The organism is Pseudomonas sp. Z18(2022), assembly GCF_036346535.1.
Lineage (GTDB): Bacteria > Pseudomonadota > Gammaproteobacteria > Pseudomonadales > Pseudomonadaceae > Aquipseudomonas > Aquipseudomonas yamanorum_A.
Genome location: NZ_JAOTOA010000003.1, coordinates 36,720 through 53,687, shown reverse-complemented (window position 1 = coordinate 53,687; position 16,968 = coordinate 36,720). Strand labels below are relative to the sequence as shown.

The 16,968-nt window shown below is 62.4% G+C and carries 13 protein-coding genes; 7 read left to right on the top strand and 6 right to left on the bottom strand.

Annotation, left to right across the window (positions count from 1 at the left end):
- Nucleotides 1-7 precede the first annotated feature (7 nt).
- Together V3W39_RS08275 and V3W39_RS08270 are read left to right on the top strand one after the other, a co-directional pair.
- Nucleotides 8-1,132, top strand: coding sequence for a TIGR03364 family FAD-dependent oxidoreductase (locus V3W39_RS08275; protein ID WP_177079227.1), 1,125 nt, complete (start codon nt 8-10; stop codon nt 1,130-1,132).
- Complete coding sequence (locus V3W39_RS08270; RefSeq protein ID WP_177079228.1) at nt 1,132-1,686, top strand: phosphonate degradation HD-domain oxygenase; 555 nt, start codon at nt 1,132-1,134, stop codon at nt 1,684-1,686. Before V3W39_RS08275 ends, V3W39_RS08270 begins: the two co-directional genes overlap by 1 nt.
- Here the strand turns inward: V3W39_RS08270 and V3W39_RS08265 are convergent.
- Together V3W39_RS08265 and V3W39_RS08260 are read right to left on the bottom strand one after the other, a co-directional pair.
- Nucleotides 1,683-3,056 (bottom strand): DUF3482 domain-containing protein, encoded by a 1,374-nt coding sequence (locus V3W39_RS08265; protein WP_177112464.1) that lies wholly within the window; start codon nt 3,054-3,056, stop codon nt 1,683-1,685. The genes V3W39_RS08270 and V3W39_RS08265 overlap by 4 nt on opposite strands.
- The gene (locus tag V3W39_RS08260) at nt 3,049-4,428 is read right to left on the bottom strand and encodes a DUF2868 domain-containing protein (protein WP_330212490.1); all 1,380 of its coding nucleotides are present in this window, start codon (nt 4,426-4,428) and stop codon (nt 3,049-3,051) included. The genes V3W39_RS08265 and V3W39_RS08260 overlap by 8 nt, the downstream gene beginning before the upstream one ends.
- Nucleotides 4,429-4,518: 90 nt before the next feature.
- On the opposite strand from V3W39_RS08260, the gene V3W39_RS08255 reads away from it, so the two are divergent.
- Complete coding sequence (locus V3W39_RS08255; protein WP_259195550.1) at nt 4,519-5,031, top strand: dihydrofolate reductase; 513 nt, start codon at nt 4,519-4,521, stop codon at nt 5,029-5,031.
- 167 nt (nt 5,032-5,198) lie between these two features.
- Here the strand turns inward: V3W39_RS08255 and V3W39_RS08250 are convergent, their stop codons facing one another.
- A complete protein-coding gene (locus V3W39_RS08250) occupies nt 5,199-6,590 on the bottom strand; it encodes an L-cystine transporter (RefSeq protein ID WP_177043848.1) in 1,392 nt (463 codons plus the stop codon).
- Between the two features lie 241 nt (nt 6,591-6,831).
- On the opposite strand from V3W39_RS08250, the gene V3W39_RS08245 reads away from it, so the two are divergent.
- The 4 genes from V3W39_RS08245 (at nt 6,832) to V3W39_RS08230 (ending at nt 12,158) form a co-directional block, all read left to right on the top strand.
- Nucleotides 6,832-7,890: a haloacid dehalogenase-like hydrolase gene (locus V3W39_RS08245; protein WP_256348106.1), complete on the top strand. Its 1,059-nt coding sequence runs from the start codon at nt 6,832-6,834 to the stop codon at nt 7,888-7,890.
- A 211-nt stretch (nt 7,891-8,101) separates the two neighbouring features.
- Nucleotides 8,102-8,635 carry an RNA polymerase sigma factor gene (locus V3W39_RS08240; protein ID WP_177079232.1) on the top strand — a complete coding sequence of 178 codons (534 nt, stop codon included), beginning with the start codon at nt 8,102-8,104 and terminating at the stop codon, nt 8,633-8,635.
- Entirely contained in the window at nt 8,632-9,579 is a 948-nt protein-coding gene (locus tag V3W39_RS08235) for a FecR family protein (protein WP_330212489.1), read from the top strand. The genes V3W39_RS08240 and V3W39_RS08235 overlap by 4 nt, the downstream gene beginning before the upstream one ends.
- 131 nt (nt 9,580-9,710) lie before the next feature.
- Entirely contained in the window at nt 9,711-12,158 is a 2,448-nt protein-coding gene (locus V3W39_RS08230; RefSeq protein WP_330212488.1) for a TonB-dependent siderophore receptor, read from the top strand.
- Nucleotides 12,159-12,213: 55 nt separating this feature from the next.
- Here the strand turns inward: V3W39_RS08230 and ilvD are convergent, their stop codons facing one another.
- From ilvD to V3W39_RS08215, 3 genes are all read right to left on the bottom strand, one after another.
- Complete coding sequence (gene ilvD / locus V3W39_RS08225) at nt 12,214-14,055, bottom strand: dihydroxy-acid dehydratase (protein ID WP_122716573.1); 1,842 nt, start codon at nt 14,053-14,055, stop codon at nt 12,214-12,216.
- Nucleotides 14,056-14,314: 259 nt separating this feature from the next.
- A complete protein-coding gene (locus V3W39_RS08220) occupies nt 14,315-15,508 on the bottom strand; it encodes an MFS transporter (protein ID WP_330212487.1) in 1,194 nt (397 codons plus the stop codon).
- Nucleotides 15,509-15,707: 199 nt separating this feature from the next.
- A complete protein-coding gene (locus V3W39_RS08215; protein ID WP_259195553.1) occupies nt 15,708-16,904 on the bottom strand; it encodes a class I SAM-dependent rRNA methyltransferase in 1,197 nt (398 codons plus the stop codon).
- Nucleotides 16,905-16,968: the final 64 nt, after the last annotated feature.

The window sequence follows — 16,968 nt, the reverse complement described above, 5'->3', positions numbered from 1 at the left end:
TCACTTCATGACACAACTGCTGATCATCGGCGCCGGCATCCTCGGCCTGTCCCACGCCTACGCGGCCGCCAAGCGCGGCCTCAAGGTCAAGGTCTTCGAACGCAGCGCCACACCGCTGGGCGCCTCCGTGCGCAACTTTGGCCAGGCCCTGGTCACCGGCCAGCCGCCCGGGCCGATGCTCGACCTGGCCCGTGAAAGCCACGATATCTGGGGCCAGTGGGCGCAACTCGCCGGCATCCAGCTCAAGCGCAATGGCTCCTACCTGTTCGCCCGCACCGAAGCCGAAGAGCACCTGCTTGAAGCCTTCTGCGCCGGGCGCGCCCAGGAGCACGGCTATCGCGTCGAACTGCTCCAGGGTGCAGCGCTGCAAGACCTGTACGGCGGCCAGTTCGCCCATCACCGCGCTGCGCTCCATGGCCTGGACGATCAACAACTGTATTCCCGGGAAGCCATCCCGGCGCTGATCAACTACCTCGGCCGCGAACTCAACGTGGAGTTTCATTTCTCCACCCTCGTACGCGACATCGAGCCCGGCCAGGTGCACACCAGCGCCGGCTCCTTTCGCGGCGAGCAGATCATTGTCTGCTCCGGCCACGACTACCAGACGCTGCTGGCCGAGCAGATCGCCGAACTCAACCCGCAAATCTGCCGCCTGCAAATGCTGCGCGCCCGGCCTGCTGTGGATTTGAACCTGCAACATGCCTTGCTGACCGGTCTCAGCTGCGTGCACTACGGCGCTTTTGCGGATCTGCCGGAAGCGGCGCCGGTGCAGGCTGAAATCCTGCGTGAGGTGCCGCACCTGCATGAAAACGGCATCCACCTGCTGATCAGTCCGACACCGTACGGTGAACTGATCATCGGGGATTCCCATCATTACGGCAGCGATCCATCACCGTTCAACGCCGAACAGGTGGACAACTGGATGATCGAGCTGGCGGAGCACACCCTGGGCTGCAAGATCCAGGTCGTGGAACGTTGGCAGGGCGTCTATGGTTCCCGTGGGCCGGCGCCGTTCTCGTTCCTGCGGGCGGCACCGGGGGTGAGTGCGGCGTTGATGCACACCGGTGTGGGCATGAGCGTCGGGCCGGCGATGGCCGAGCGCAATATCACCGAGCTATGGGGGAATGCGTGATGAACGCTGAGCAGGCAATCGCCGAAGTCTTTGGCTTATACGAACAGCACGGCACCGCCGATTACATCGGTGAGCCGGTCTCGCAGATCGAGCACATGTCCCAGGCTGCGCAGTTGGCCATGGCCGAAGGCTTCGATGATGAAGTGGTGCTGGCGGCGTTCTTCCACGATATCGGGCACATCTGCGGTCAAGGCGGCGAGAACATGGGCGGTTATGGCGTGGTCAGTCATGAACGGCTGGGAGCTGATTATCTGCGCCGGGCAGGTTTCAGCGAGCGCATGGCCAAGCTGGTGGAATATCACGTGCAGGCCAAGCGTTACCTGACCTTCAGCCAGCCGGATTACTACGCGCGCCTGAGCGAAGCCAGTCGCCGCACCCTGGGTTACCAGGGCGGCGTGATGACGGCCGAAGAAGCCCATGCGTTCGAGCAGGACCCTTTGTGCGCCGTGAGTCTACGCATGCGCCATTGGGATGAACAGGCCAAGGAAATGCACGTGCCGGTGCTGGACCTTGAGGTGCTGAAGTCCAAGGCCCGGCACCTGTTGGCGGCTTAGGTCTCGTCGAGGCGCTGGGCCAGGGCTTCGATCTGTTCCTGGCGCTCGGCCTGGCTCAGTTTCGGATGCGGGTTGAGGGACGACCATTGCGGGTGGGCGCGGGCCCTGTTCAGGGCTTCCGGCAGCTTGCCTTCGCGCCAGGTCTTGTCCTGGGGCGTGTCGACCTTGATGCTGTGGATCGCCGCATGCCCGCGCAGGTTCAGGGCCTTGAGCAGTTGCCGCTGGCGCAGGGCCAGCAGGCGCAGCACGCTGTCGTCGACGGTCAGCTCGCGCTGGCCCTTGATCTTGCCCAACAGGCGGCTGCCGTAACTGCGGGCGGTTTGCAGGGCGCCACCGGCGATGGCACCGGCGAGGGCGGCGGCGCCGAGAGTCAGGCCGCCCACCAGTAGATCCACACCCGCACCGGCTGCCGCGCCGGCTGCGATGCCGCCGCCGACCCGCACGCCCAGTTGCTTGAGGGTTTCGGGGTTGAACAGGTCATCGCCCCAACGGCCGTCCAGCAGCGGCAAGTCGCTGGCGGCGGCGTCTTGGGGGCGGAAGCCGAACAGTTTGAGCAGGGCCTCCACACACTTTTGTTCGCGCTGGCGCACGGCTTTGCGCAGTTCGCTGATGGCTTGTTGCTCCACTTCAGCTTCGCTGACCACGCTGCGGCGGCAGGCGGCGCAGTCGATCAGCAGTTCGGCAATCAGCCGCGCCGCGCTTTGCTGGCGTGCCTGGCGTTGGGCTTCCTGGTCGAGGATCAACCGCTCCAGTTGCCCACGGGAATTTTCCAGCAGCAGGGCGAGGCTTTCATACAGGCGGCGCTCGCCGTCTTCCGGCGGCGCCACGCTGTCGAAACGCACCAGCGCGTGCAGGCCCAAACGGGCCAGGGCTTCGCGCCAGTCCGGCTCACGGTGGTCGGCGCTGCTGACAAAATTGAGCACCGGCAGCAGCGGTTTGCCGCAGCTGGCCAGTACTTGCAGCTCGTCGCGATATTTGGCCAGCACCGGTTCACGGGCGTCGATTACGTAGAGGCCAGCATCCGAGGCCAGCAGTTGGCGCAGCACCTTGGCTTCCTGTTCGAAACGCTGGCGGGCCTCGCTGCCTTCCAGAAAACGCGCCAGCCGAGCCGGGCCGTCGAGGCGTTCGCCGGGGCGGTCCAGGCGTTCGAGGTAGTCGAGCAGGGCGATGGCATCTTCCAGGCCGGGGGTGTCGTACAGCTCCAGCAAGGCTTCGCCGTCTACCGACAGGCGTGCGCCCTCGACGTGCCGGGTGGTGCTGGGCCGATGGGACACTTCACCAAAACCGACGTCTCGCGTGAGGGTGCGCAACAGTGAGGTCTTGCCGACGTTGGTGTGGCCGACCACCGCGAGTTTCAGGGGCTTAGTCATGACCGGTCTCCAGCCAAGTGAGCGGCGCGCAATCGGCGAACGGAATCTCCAGTTGTTGCAAGGCCGCATGCCAATCACCCAGGCGTTCTGCGTCCAGGGCCTGGCCCGCCGGCGCTTGCAGCAGCCAGACCCGGGTGGCTGTGGCGCTGCGGGCCAGTTCGGCGATCAGCGCGAGGCTGCCGCGATCCGGCGAGCGCCGTGGGTCGCAGGCGATGGCCAGGCGCGCGGGCGGGAAACGGGTGAGCTGTTCCAGCAGCTTGTTACGCGATTCGCGGCTGTCGAGGATGCCGGCGTCCTTGACGCTGGTCGGGAGCTTCGGCGGCCACGGGCGCTGTTCGTCCAGCTCGATAGCCACCAGCAGGGCGCCGTCACTTTGCAGTTCACTGACGCCGCCGGTCACGTGATGCAATTGGTCGGGCGCTGCATCGTTGACCCCAAGCCGTTCGCTGCTGGGCATCAGCCGTTCGCGCAGTTGGCTGTAGCCGGGCAGGTTGAGGTCGAGGCTCAAGGCGGCGCGCCCGCGTTTCCAGCGCCACAGGCACAGCAGCGCGAGGATCAGCCGCGGCAGGATGCCGTACACCAGCAGCACGCCCACCAGCCAGGCGGCCCAGGCCTGGCGGGCACTTTCGATATTCAGGGCGGCATCGCCGCTGGCGCGGATCATCTCGACGGTGGGCACGCTGAAGCCCAGCAACGCCGGCAGGGCGCCAAGGGTTTGGGTCACGGCGACAAAGGTGTCGGCCCGCAAAATAGTGGTTTCCCACACAAAGCCGTAGCGCCGGGTGGCCAACAGCGTCAGCAGGATCACCATGGCGCTGAGCAACGCCAGCAGCCACAGGCTGTTGACCAGCACGCCGACGGCCCAGCGATTGAGTTTGCGCCGTTGCAGCAACAGCAGCAGGGCGGGCGCCAGTTGCGCGGCCTTGGCGTCGCGAGCGAGTTTTTCGCTGAGCCATAACCACAGGCGCCCAAGGCTGGCGCCGTGTTCACCGGCAAACAGCAGGCCCAGGGCCCAGCTCAACAACAGGATCAGGTTCAAGCCCAGCAGGCTGCCCAGGGCCCAGAACACATTCACCGGCACCAGGCCATTGCCCAGCGCGGCAAACGCCAGGCCGGCGCCGCTGATAATAGCGACCGCCGCCAGCAGGATCAGCGCCAGGCGCGCACCTTGCAGCCAGCGGGTCAGGGCGGCGGTCAGGCCATCGCGTTCGGCCAGCCACAGCGCACGGTTCTGGATGCGCGTGGGCAAGTCACCGCCGGTGCTGCGGGCCAGGCGATTGGCTTCCTGGTCTTCCAGGGCGCCCGCGTGTTCCTCCCGCAGGCGCACGGTTTCGGTCAGCCAGAGTGTTTGCAGGGGATTCAGAGCAGTCACGCGTCGTCCTGTTGAGCCAGTGAGTCTGGAGCATAACCGCTGGAACGCCGGTTGGGGTATGCCGCGCGCGGCTCTGGTATTCTCGTCGCCATGAAAAAAACTCTCCCTTTAAGCCTGATCGCAGCCCTCGGTGAAAACCGTGTGATCGGCGTCGACAACAGCATGCCCTGGCATTTGCCGGGGGATTTCAAATATTTCAAGGCCACCACCTTGGGCAAGCCGATCATCATGGGGCGCAAGACCTGGGATTCCCTGGGTCGACCGTTGCCGGGCCGCTTGAACATTGTGGTCAGCCGTCAGACCGACCTGGCGCTGGAAGGTGCGGAAGTTTTTCCGTCACTGGACGCGGCCGTGGAGCGGGCGGAGGAATGGGCCAAGGCCCAGGGCGTGGATGAGCTGATGCTGATCGGCGGAGCGCAGTTGTATGCCCAGGGGCTGGAACAAGCGGATCGCCTGTATTTGACGCGCGTGGCATTGAGCCCGGAAGGGGATGCGTGGTTTCCCGAGTTTGATTTGAACCAGTGGAAGCTGGTGTCGAATGTCGAGAATGCGGCTGAGGGTGACAAGCCGGCGTACAACTTCGAAGTCTGGGAAAAAGCCTAAAAACTCATGTGGCGAGGGAGCTTGCTGTGGCGAGGGAGCTTGCTCCCGCTGGGCTGCGAAGCGGCCCTAAAAGCTGATCCCTCAATCTCTCAGAAAACTCGGTCGCCTGCTTTGGGGCTGCTGCGCAGCCCAGCGGGAGCAAGCTCCCTCGCCACAAAGTTCGGCCGTTAAGCCTGCGCCAGTTCCGCATGCTCATCGGTATTGAGCAGCTCTTTATCCGTCTGCTGCATGATCTGGCTGGTAATCGCCCCCGCCGTCATCGAACCGTTCACGTTCAACGCCGTACGGCCCATGTCGATCAGCGGCTCAACCGAAATCAGCAACGCCACCAGTGACACCGGCAAGCCCATCGCCGGCAGCACGATCAGCGCGGCAAACGTCGCACCGCCGCCCACGCCCGCCACACCGGCCGAACTCAAGGTCACAATCGCCACCAGTGTTGCGATCCACAACGGGTCCAGCGGGTTGATGCCCACGGTCGGCGCAACCATCACCGCCAGCATCGCCGGGTAAAGACCTGCACAACCGTTCTGGCCAATCGTCGCGCCAAACGAGGCGGCAAAGCCGGCGATGGACTGCGGAATCCCCAGGCGACGGGTCTGCGCTTCAATGCTCAGCGGGATGCTCGCGGCGCTGGAACGGCTGGTGAAAGCAAACGTCAGCACCGGCCACACCTTGCGGAAGAACCGCAGCGGGTTGATCCCGGCCAGGGACAGCAGCACGCCATGCACCACAAACATCAGGCCCAGGGCGAGGTACGACACCACCACAAAACTGCCGAGCTTGATGATGTCTTGCAGGTTGGAGCTGGCGACCACCTTGGTCATCAGTGCCAATACGCCGTACGGGGTGAGTTTCATCACCAGGCGCACCAGGCGCATCACCCAGGCTTGCAGGGTGTCGATGGCGTTGAGGACTTTCTGGCCTTTTTCCACGTCATCCTTGAGCAGTTGCAGCGCGGCAACCCCGAGGAACGCAGCAAAGATCACCACGCTGATAATCGACGTCGGCTTGGCCCGTGCCAGGTCGGCGAACGGGTTCTGCGGGATGAACGACAGCAGCAGTTGCGGGATATTCAGGTCGGCGACCTTGCCCGCGTAATCACTCTGGATCACTTGCAGGCGCGCCATTTCCTGGGTGCCGGCCACCAGGCCTTCGGCGGTGAGGCCGAACAGGTTGGTCAGGCCGATACCGATCAGCGCCGCAATCGCCGTGGTGAACAGCAGCGTGCCGATGGTCAGGAAGCTGATCTTGCCCAGGGACGAGGCGTTGTGCAGGCGGGCCACGGCGCTGAGGATCGAGGCGAACACCAGCGGGATCACGATCATTTGCAGCAACTGCACGTAACCGTTGCCGACCAGGTCGAACCAGCCGATCGAGGCCTTGAGCACCGGGTTGCCGGCGCCGTAAATGGCGTGCAGCACCACACCGAAGATCACGCCGAGTACCAGCGCAAACAACACCTTCTTGGCGAGGCTCCAGTGGGTACGACGGGTTTGTGCCAGGCCCAGCAACAGGGCCACGAACACCAGTAAGTTGAGAATCAGGGGCAGATTCATTGAAGCTCCGTTGAGATGGCAGCCAATCGCGTGAGCCTGCGATTGCGAACCGGCAAGCCTAACAGCTTGATATTTATTGATTTAATACCTTTATAGAATGGTGACTGTCGTTTTTGGAATAAGCGAATGGCGCCCAGGTGTATGGCGTTGGCGCGATCACGACGAAAGCGGTCGCGCTCGGACGGAAACTGTCACAGGGATTTGTTAGCGTCGATGTCTTTCACTCAGGGAGAAAACGCACATGAAGCTAGCGCCGAAACTGTTTGCCGCCGCGCTGTGCCTGGGCCTTGCGAGCCAGGCCTTTGCCGCCACCGAGTTGAAACACTGGCCGGCGGCGGCCGCCAAGCAACTGGACACGATGATTGCCGCCAATGCCAACAAGGGCAACTTCGCGGTGTTCGACATGGACAACACCAGTTACCGCTACGACCTTGAAGAGTCGTTGCTGCCGTACCTGGAAAACAAGGGCCTGATCACCCGCGACACCATGGACCCTTCCCTGAAGCTGATCCCGTTCAAAGACACCGCCGACCACAAGGAAAGCCTGTTCAGCTACTACTACCGCCTCTGCGAAGTCGACGACATGGTCTGCTACCCGTGGGTGGCGCAGATTTTCTCCGGCTTCACCCTCAAGGAGCTCAAAGGCTACGTCGACGAAATGATGGCGTCGGGCAAGCCGGTGCCGGTCACCTACTACGAAGGTGATGTGGTCAAGAACATGGAAGTGCAGCCGCCGAAAGTCTTCACCGGCCAGGCTGAGCTGTTCAACAAGCTGATGGAAAACGGCATTGAGGTCTACGTGATGACCGCCGCGTCCGAGGAACTGGTGCGCATGGTCGCGGCCGATCCGAAGTACGGCTACAACGTCAAACCCGAGAACGTGATTGGTGTGAGCACCCTGCTCAAGGACCGCAAGACCGGCGAACTGACCACCGCCCGCAAGCAGATTGCCGCCGGCAAGTATGACGAGAAGGCCAACCTCGGCCTGGAGCTGACCCCGTACCTGTGGACCCCGGCCACCTGGATGGCCGGCAAGCACGCGGCGATCCTGACCTATATCGATGAGTGGAAAAAACCGGTGATCGTTGGTGGCGACACGCCAACCAGTGACGGCTACATGCTGTTCCACGATGTGGACGTGGCCAAGGGCGGCATCCACCTGTGGATCAACCGCAAGGATAAATACATGACCCAGCTTAACGGCATGATGGCCAAGCACGCGGCGGCCCAGGCCAAGGAAGGGTTGCCGGTGACGGCGGATAAGAACTGGGTGATCGTCAAGCCGGACGAGATTCAGTAATACCGAGGCGTGGCCATCTCAGGCAAGCCAGCTCCCACCTGGACCTAGTTCGCTCAGGCAACTCGGTCCAGGTGGGAGCCGGGCTTGCCCGCGATGAGGCCATCAGCAGCACTGCAAAGCCCCAGCAAAAATAGATATCAATTGCGAACAAATCTCATCTTCTGCTAGCGTGCGCACTTCCTGAACATCCCGTTCTTCTCAAGGTAGTGCTGTGCTCTCCTGGAATTCTCAGATCGCGCGCCTGTTTGCGGAGCAGAAGAAGGCCCTCGAAGCCTTCGTCACCCGCCGCACCGGCAGCGCCCAGGTGGCCGCCGACCTGACCCAGGAATCGTTCCTGCGCCTGGCCCGACTCGACTCCGGCGAGAAGATCGACAACCTCCCTGCCTTCCTCTTCACCATCGCCAGCAACCTGGTGCGCGACCATCAGCGCCAGGCCATTCGCCGCGAGCGCCTGGATGCCGGCGAGCCCAGTGAAGAACTGCCCTGCAGCAACCCAGGTGCCGACGAGCAATTGGCCGCCTATCAACAGGAGCAACTGATGCAGGATGCGATCCTGGCGCTGCCCGAAGCGACTCGGCAGATCTTCCTGCTCTATCATGTCGACGAACTTTCCTACCGCGAGATTGGCGAACGCTTGTCGATCACCCCGCGCAGTGTGGAATACCAATTGCGTCGGGCCTTGATCGAATGCCGTGCCTTTATCAAGGCGCGGCTGGCCTGTGATGAACAAGGACGCCGGTCATGATCGCCGCACCCACTGCCGACGAGTTGTTTGCCGAAGCGTCCGGCTGGTATTTCCGGCTCCAGGCCGACGACGTCACGGCGGCCGAAATCGAGGCGTTTTCCGTCTGGCTGGGGCAGGGCGCCGCCCAGGATGATGCGTGGCAGGAAGTCCAGGCGATGCTGGGCGGCCTGCGCGAACCGGCCCGGGTGATTCGCCGGGCCGAGCAAGCGGCTTGGCGCAAGCCGGCACGGCGTTGGGCGTATGCTGCCGCGATGCTTTTGGCGGTCGGGCTGACGCTGCAAAACACGCCATGGCTGGATCGCCTGCGGGCCGACTACGCCACCGGCACCGGTGAATCGCGCACGGTCGAACTGGCGGATGGCTCGCAACTGCAACTCAACACTGACAGCGCGGTGCAGATCCGCATGAGTGCCGGTGAACGCCAGGTTCGCCTGCTGCGGGGCGAAGGGTTTTTCAGCGTGACCAAGGATCCATCGCGGCCTTTCGTGGTGCAGTCCGGCGATGGCTGGGTGAAGGTGGTGGGCACGCAATTCAGCGTCGCCCGCCGCGATGCACAGACCCAGGTGCAAGTCGCCCAGGGCAAGGTGCAGGTCAGCTCCGGCCTGGGTGAGCCGGTGTATCTGGAGCCGGGTCGTGCGGTGGAGTATCAGGACCAACGCCTGACGGCGGTCCACGCGTTCGACCCTGCCAGTGGTTTTGCCTGGCGCCAGCGGCAACTGGTGTTTCGCCAGCAACCGCTGTCCGATGTGGTTGCCGAATTAAATCGCTACTGGCCCGGCAAGACGCTGGTGCTCGGCGATACGTTGCGCAACCGCGTGGTGTCTGGCGTGTTCGAGATCGACAAGCCCGATGCCGTCATCAAGGCGCTGGAATACACCCTTAACCTGCGTGCCGAGCATTACACCCCGTATTTGCTGGTGTTGCGCGAAGGCAAAGCGTCCTAGACGAATCTTTTTCAAAAAACTTTCAGGGTTTCTCCCCAAGCCATCGTCCTTGATCACTGAGGCGTAAATAGTAAGCACTCTCAAGTAGTGCCGCGCCCGTTCACTGACTTTTGCACCGGGGAGCATCATCCATGGCACACCGATTTGCCGCACGGCCCTTGCTGGCGCTGGCCATTTCCTTGGCGTGCGGCACTGCGCCGTTGTATTTGCAGGCTGCTGAGACGACGCAGGCCCAGACCTACCGCTTCGATATCCAGGAGCAAAGCCTGGACGGCGCGTTGGCGGCGTTTTCGGCGGTGACGCGGCTTCAAGTGCTGGTGCCCAGTGAGTTGACGCAGGGGGTGCTGTCGCCGGGAGTGAGTGGCAACCTGGGGCAGCGGGACGCCCTGGCGAGGTTGCTTGCGGGGACGGGGTTGAGTGCGGCATTTATCAACGCAGATACCGTGACCCTGGAAAAGCGTGTGTCATCAGGCACAGCCCTTGAAGTGGGTGCCACCACCATCAGCGCCGAGCACCTTGGCGCTACAACCGAAGGCACCGGCTCCTACACCACCGGCGCGGTGACCATCGGCAAGGGCGAGCAGAAGCTCAAGGACATCCCGCAATCGGTCAGCGTCATGACCCGCAAGCAGATGGATGACCAGAACACCACCAAACTCTCCGAGGTGGTCAAGCGCACGCCGGGCCTGACGGCGACCAAATCCCCCGGCCCCGGCATGTTCATCTTTTCCCGTGGCTTCGAGGTGGGCACCCTGCAATACGATGGTGTGGGTATCCCGCGTAACACCTACGCGCTGGGCAGCTACCTCACCGAGAACATGGCGATCTATGACCGGGTAGAGACCCTGCGCGGCCCGGCTGCCTTGCTACAGGGCGCCAACAGCCCCGGCGGCACCATGAACCTGGTGCGCAAGCGCGGCCAGCAGGCGCCGACAGTCACCATCACCGCCAAGGCCGGCTCCTGGGACCACTACGGCACCCAGGTTGATGCCGGCGGCCCGCTGAACTCGGAGGGCACCTTGCGCGGCCGGTTTGTGGCGGATTACGACACCACCAACTCCTTCGTCGACTACGCGGGCAGCTGGAACCAGACGGTGTATGCCGCCGTCGACTATGACTTCACCCCCGACACCACCGTCGGCGTAGGCATCAGCAACCAGAAAGGCCACGCCCGCCCGAACTTCATGTCGCTGCCGCGTTATGCCAACGGCAGCGACATCGGTCTGCCACGTTCGACGTTTGTGGGGGCCAGCTGGAACCGCAACGTCAATAACCAGACCCAGGTGTTTGCCGATATCGAGCATCGCTTCAACGATGACTGGAAAATGAAGGCCGCCCTGGTGGCCATGGATGAACACAACGACGCGACTTACCAAGCGACATGGGACACCATCCCCAACCCCGGTGACAGCGGCACCGTGCGTTACGTGGACTGGGTCACCGACTTCAACACCAAGAGTCGCGGTGTGGACGTGTATGTCGACGGCAAGTTCGAAGGCTTTGGTTTGCGGCAGGAGATGGTACTGGGCGCCAACTATTCCAAACTCACCACGGATGATTTCTGGGCGCGCGCGGCAACGCCGGGTGCGGATATCTTCAACATCGACCACAACCGTCCGCAGCGCGACAGGAACCAGTTGTTCCAGGCAGGGAATGCGACGAAGAGCTGGTATGACATTCGCCAGAAGGGGATTTATGGCACCTGGCGCGTCCAGCTATTGGACCCGCTGACGTTGATCCTCGGTGCGCGCACCAGTTGGTATGACTATTCCTACAAGGACGAGAGCGGTTTCCAGGGTGTCTATGGCGACCCGACCCAGAGCACCACGCAAAGCAATGGCCACGTCACTCCCTACGCCGGCCTGGTCTATGCGCTCAACGAGCAATGGTCGGCCTACGCCAGCTATACCGACGCCTTTGAGCCACAAACCAACCTGACCACCTCATTGACCGTGCTCAAGCCCATTGAGGGCCAGAACTACGAACTGGGTCTGAAGGGCGAACTGGCTGACGGCCGGCTCAATACGTCGTTCGCTATCTTCCACTATGACCAGGAAAACCGTGCGGCTCAAGACCTGCAAGGCGGCAAAGTCTGTGGCGGCTGGTACTGCTCGCTCGCTTCCGGCAAGGTCCGCAGCCAGGGCTTTGAAGCCACCTTGAGCGGTGAGGTGTTGCCTGGCCTGCAACTGGTCTCCAGCTACACCTACAACACCACCAAGTTCCTCAAGGACGACACCTACGAAGGCAAGATCTTCAGCACCTGGACTCCTAAACACCTGCTCAAGGTGTGGGGTGACTACCAGTTGCCGGGCGATTGGGAGAAAGTCAGCGTCGGCGCCGGCGTCACCGCGCAAAGCAGCACCGTCGCCTATGACCGCACGTTCAGTGTGCCGGGCAACGCGCTGTGGGATTCGCGGGTGGCCTACAAGGTCAACCAGGAGTTCACCGTCGCGGCGAACCTGAACAACATGTTCGACAAGAAGTACTACATCCCCGCGTACAACGCGAACTGGGGCAGCAATTACTATGGCGACCCGCGTAACGTGATGTTCACCATGACCTACACGCCGCAATTCTGATTCGAGCAGGCAAAAAAATGCCCCGCACCTGGCGGGGCATTTTTATGGGCGAGGCTTACAGGCCGTCGAGCATCGCCTTGTTGCGTACTGCACCCTTGTCGGCACTGGTGGCCAGCAGGGCGTAAGCCTTCAACGCGGTAGTGACTTTGCGCGGACGCTTCTCTACCGGCTTCCAGCCTTTCTTGTCCTGCTCGACCCGGCGTGCCGCCAGTTCTTCATCGCTGATCAACAGGTTGATCGAGCGGTTCGGAATGTCGATCAGTACCTTGTCGCCATCCTGCACCAGGCCAATGGCGCCGCCGGCAGCGGCTTCCGGCGAAGCGTGGCCGATGGACAGGCCCGAGGTACCGCCGGAGAAACGGCCATCGGTCAGCAAGGCGCAGGCTTTGCCCAGGCCCTTGGATTTCAGGTACGAGGTCGGGTAGAGCATCTCTTGCATGCCCGGGCCGCCTTTCGGGCCTTCGTAGCGGATGATGACGATGTCGCCTTCCTTCACTTCGTCAGCGAGGATGCCGCGTACCGAGCTGTCCTGGCTTTCGTAGATCTTGGCGCGGCCTTCGAACACGTGAATCGACTCATCCACGCCGGCGGTTTTCACCACGCAGCCATCCAGGGCGATGTTGCCGTACAGCACGGCCAGGCCACCTTCTTGGGAGTAGGCGTGCTCGACGCTGCGGATGCAGCCGTTTTCACGGTCGTCGTCGAGGGTTTCCCAGCGGGTCGACTGGCTGAACGCGGTCTGCGTCGGGATGCCGGCCGGGCCTGCCTTGAAGAAGGTATGCACGGCTTCGTCGTCAGTCTGGGTGATGTCCCACTTGGCGATGCCTTCGGCGATGGATTTGCTGTGCACGGTCGGCAGGTCGGTGTGCAACAGGCCGCCACGGGCCAGCGAGCCGAGGATCGAGAAGATCCCACCGGCGCGGTGCACGTCTTCCATGTGGTACTTCTGGATGTTCGGCGCGACTTTGCACAGTTGCGGCACGTGACGGGACAGGCGGTCGATGTCCCGCAGGTCGAAGTCGATCTCGGCTTCCTGTGCGGCGGCGAGCAAGTGCAGGATGGTGTTGGTGGAACCGCCCATGGCGATGTCCAGGGTCATGGCGTTTTCGAACGCCTTGAAGTTGGCGATGTTGCGCGGCAACACCGACTCATCGTTCTCGGTGTAGTAACGCTTGCACAGCTCGACGATGGTGCGGCCGGCCTGCAGGAACAGTTGCTCGCGGTCGCTGTGGGTGGCCAGTGTCGAGCCGTTGCCCGGCAAGGCCAGGCCCAAGGCTTCCACCAGGCAGTTCATCGAGTTGGCGGTGAACATGCCGGAGCACGAACCGCAGGTAGGGCAGGCGCTGCGCTCGTATTCCGCGACCTTCTCGTCAGAAGCGCTGGAATCGGCGGCGATGACCATGGCGTCGACCAGGTCCAGGCCATGGGAGGCGAGTTTGGTCTTGCCGGCTTCCATCGGGCCGCCGGAGACGAAGATCACCGGGATGTTCAGGCGCAGGGCGGCCATCAGCATGCCGGGGGTGATCTTGTCGCAGTTGGAGATGCACACGATGGCGTCGGCGCAGTGGGCGTTGACCATGTATTCCACGGAGTCGGCGATGATCTCGCGGCTCGGCAGGGAATACAGCATGCCGTCATGGCCCATGGCGATGCCGTCGTCCACGGCGATGGTGTTGAATTCTTTGGCTACACCGCCGGCGCGTTCGATCTCGCGGGCGACCAGTTGGCCCAGGTCCTTGAGGTGGACGTGGCCGGGTACGAACTGGGTGAACGAGTTGGCAATCGCGATGATCGGCTTCTTGAAGTCGTCATCTTTCATCCCCGTGGCGCGCCACAGAGCGCGGGCGCCGGCCATGTTGCGGCCGTGGGTGGATGTTTTCGAGCGGTAATCTGGCATGGAACACTCCGGGCGGCTAATCAGGTATCAAAGGGGAGTGAGCTTCTATTGACGTCTGGAACACTCAGAAAATGGCCGTGTGTCCGGAAGTTGCCTCAAACGCTGCGGGATCGCCGTGCGCATTGGCCTTGAGCTCATAAACCCGCCGGGGGATGACTGGCGATGAATAGGTCCGATTCTACACCGCTGGCGGCCGGAGGGAATGGCCGCGAGCGTGTAGATGGCGCTTACGAGACGTGTGGGTGTGCAAGTTTCACGCTCAGCGACCGACCCGGGCGTTCGTCACCACCCCCCAGACGCTGAACACGATGAAGCTGATGGCGATGGTCATCAGCAAGTTGCTCCCGGCTTGCGCGAGCGCGGCGCTGCTGACGGCGGCGGTGATGAACATGATGCTGTTGCCGGCCGAGGCGGCGGTGCCGGCGCTGCTGGAGAACAGCAACATGGCCGCAGAAATCGCGGCGGGGCGAACCAGGGTCACGGCCAGGGCGCTGATCAGCATCGGGATGAGCAGGCTGATGGTGGTCATGGCCTCAAAGCGGATGATCAGCGCCAATAACACGCCCGCGACGCCCAGCAGGCCCAGCCCGATATTGATTTGCCGCGTGAGCGAGATGTGTTTTTGCAGGGCGCTCGCCGCAACGCCACCCAGCAGATAGGCGATGCCGTACACCATCAGCACCACCGCGTACTGGTATTCGGACAGCTTCAACTCATCCATGAATATCAGCGGCGTGACGCTGATCAGCGCGAAGTAACAGGCAAATACCAGCGCGGCGATCCACCAATAGCGGATGAAGTCCCGATTCCCGGCGATGGATTTCAGCGTGGTGATGATCGAGACGGGGGCTCTTTCAGGGCTGGCGGCCTTGGACGGCAATATCAGGCAGGCGTGGATAAACATGCCCAGCGCCATTACCGCAAACCCGTAGAAGCTGCCCTGCCAATCGAATGTGGTTTGCAACCAGGAGCCCAGCAACGGCGACAGCGCAACAAACGAGCCGCTCAAGGTCATGTAATAGATGCGGATGCGGGCGCGGTCCTGTTCTTCGAACAGGTCTTCCACCAGCGCATGGCCGAGTACAAAAAAGCCACAGCCAATGGCCTGCACGGCGCGAAACAGCAGGAAGCTCGGGTAGCTTGTTGCGAGTGCGCAGCCGATCGAGCCGAGAGTGGAAACCACGATGCACCCCAGCAGCACTTCCTTGCGCCCGAATTTGTCTGAAAGCGGGCCGGCGATCAGTTGGGAAATTGCAAATACCAGGGTGAACAGGCTGATGGATAAGGCAACCTCGGCGGTTGACGTGTCGAACTTTGCGGCGAGGGCAGGAAAGGAGGGCAGCAGGATATTGATCGGGAAAAAGCTGATCAGGGAGATGCAGGTGATGAGGATGAACCGCGAGAAATGTTGGCGTTTTGCGTCGCCAATGGGCTGGGAGTAAGACTCAGACATTGTTGTTGTTTTCCGGAGTTAAACCAGAAACCGATACTAGTCTGCGAAAAATGGAATTCAATCAAAACCGTTGCGGGAAGCTATAGGGGCTTGTGTGGGAGCCGGGCTTGCCCGCGATGCAAGCACCTCGGTATGTCAGATACCCGGCGGTGATGCTATCGCAGGCAAGCCAGCTCCCACATTGGGTCCGCGGTGTTACTTAGCTATTGGGCAGCAACCGGCAAGTAATGCTCTTGATATACCGAGTCTCGGCAATCGCCGGGTGCACCGGATGGTCCGGGCCCTGGCTGCCGCGTTCCAGCATCTGGATATTGCGGTCCAGGTGACGGGCGCTGGTCAGCAGGATGTTCTGCAGGTCATCTTCCGGCAAGTGCATGGAGCACGAAGCGCTGACCAGGATGCCGTCCTTGCTGAGCAGGCGCATGGCTTGCTCGTTCAGGCGGCGGTAGGCGCCTTCGCCGTTCTTCATGTCTTTCTTGCGCTTGATGAAGGCCGGTGGGTCGGCCACGATCACGTCGAAACGCTCTTCGCTGGCTTTCAGTTCTTTGAGGGCTTCGAACACGTCGCCTTCGATGCAGGTCATCTTTTCGGCAACGCCGTTCAGCGCGGCGTTGCGCTCTACGCCGTCGAGGGCGAAGGCGGAGGCGTCGACGCAGAACACTTCATTGGCACCGAAGGCCGCGGCTTGCACGCCCCAGCCGCCGATGTAGCTGTACAGGTCCAGAACGCGCTTGCCCTTGGCATACGGGGCCAGGCGGGCGCGGTTCATGCGGTGGTCGTAGAACCAGCCGGTTTTCTGGCCCTGGATCACCGGCGCTTCGAACTTCACGCCGTTTTCTTCGAGGGCAACCCACTCCGGCACCAGGCCGAACACGGTTTCGACGTAGCGGTTGAGGCCTTCGGCGTCACGGGCGGCGGAGTCGTTCTTGAACAGGATGCCGCTTGGCTTGAGCACCTGAGTCAGTGCGGCGATCACGTCTTCCTTGTGGGCTTCCATGGTCGCCGAAGCGATCTGCACCACCAGGATGTCGCCGAAACGGTCGACCACCAGGCCCGGCAGCAGGTCGGAATCACCGTACACCAGGCGGTAGAACGGCTTGTCGAACAGGCGGTCACGCAGGGACAGGGCCACGTTGATGCGGTGCACCAGCAGCGATTTGTCCAGCGCCAGCTTGATGTCGCGCGACAGCAGGCGGGCGCAGATCAGGTTGTTCGGGCTCATGGCCACGATGCCGAGGGTCTTGCCGCCGGCTGCTTCCAGGATCGCCTGGTCGCCTGCCTGGAAGCCGTGAAGAGGTGTGGCGGCCACATCGATTTCGTTGCTGTAGACCCACAGGTGGCCGTTGCGCAAACGACGATCGGCGTTGGCTTTGAGACGCAGGCTTGGCAGGGACATGACGTCGCTCCGGAAAAAAGAGCGGGAGTATACCGTGTTGTGTAGTACTTGGCGGCGCCGCCGG

Excerpts from the sequence above, each read along its gene's own strand:
- V3W39_RS08275 (WP_177079227.1), top strand. The coding sequence starts at position 8 with ATGACACAACTGCTGATCATCGGCGCCGGCATCCTCGGCCTGTCCCAC.
- V3W39_RS08270 (WP_177079228.1), top strand. The coding sequence starts at position 1,132 with ATGAACGCTGAGCAGGCAATCGCCGAAGTCTTTGGCTTATACGAACAG.
- V3W39_RS08265 (WP_177112464.1), bottom strand. The coding sequence starts at position 3,056 with ATGACTAAGCCCCTGAAACTCGCGGTGGTCGGCCACACCAACGTCGGC.
- V3W39_RS08255 (WP_259195550.1), top strand. The coding sequence starts at position 4,519 with ATGAAAAAAACTCTCCCTTTAAGCCTGATCGCAGCCCTCGGTGAAAAC.
- V3W39_RS08250 (WP_177043848.1), bottom strand. The coding sequence starts at position 6,590 with ATGAATCTGCCCCTGATTCTCAACTTACTGGTGTTCGTGGCCCTGTTG.
- V3W39_RS08245 (WP_256348106.1), top strand. The coding sequence starts at position 6,832 with ATGAAGCTAGCGCCGAAACTGTTTGCCGCCGCGCTGTGCCTGGGCCTT.
- V3W39_RS08235 (WP_330212489.1), top strand. The coding sequence starts at position 8,632 with ATGATCGCCGCACCCACTGCCGACGAGTTGTTTGCCGAAGCGTCCGGC.
- V3W39_RS08230 (WP_330212488.1), top strand. The coding sequence starts at position 9,711 with ATGGCACACCGATTTGCCGCACGGCCCTTGCTGGCGCTGGCCATTTCC.
- ilvD (WP_122716573.1), bottom strand. The coding sequence starts at position 14,055 with ATGCCAGATTACCGCTCGAAAACATCCACCCACGGCCGCAACATGGCC.
- V3W39_RS08220 (WP_330212487.1), bottom strand. The coding sequence starts at position 15,508 with ATGTCTGAGTCTTACTCCCAGCCCATTGGCGACGCAAAACGCCAACAT.
- V3W39_RS08215 (WP_259195553.1), bottom strand. The coding sequence starts at position 16,904 with ATGTCCCTGCCAAGCCTGCGTCTCAAAGCCAACGCCGATCGTCGTTTG.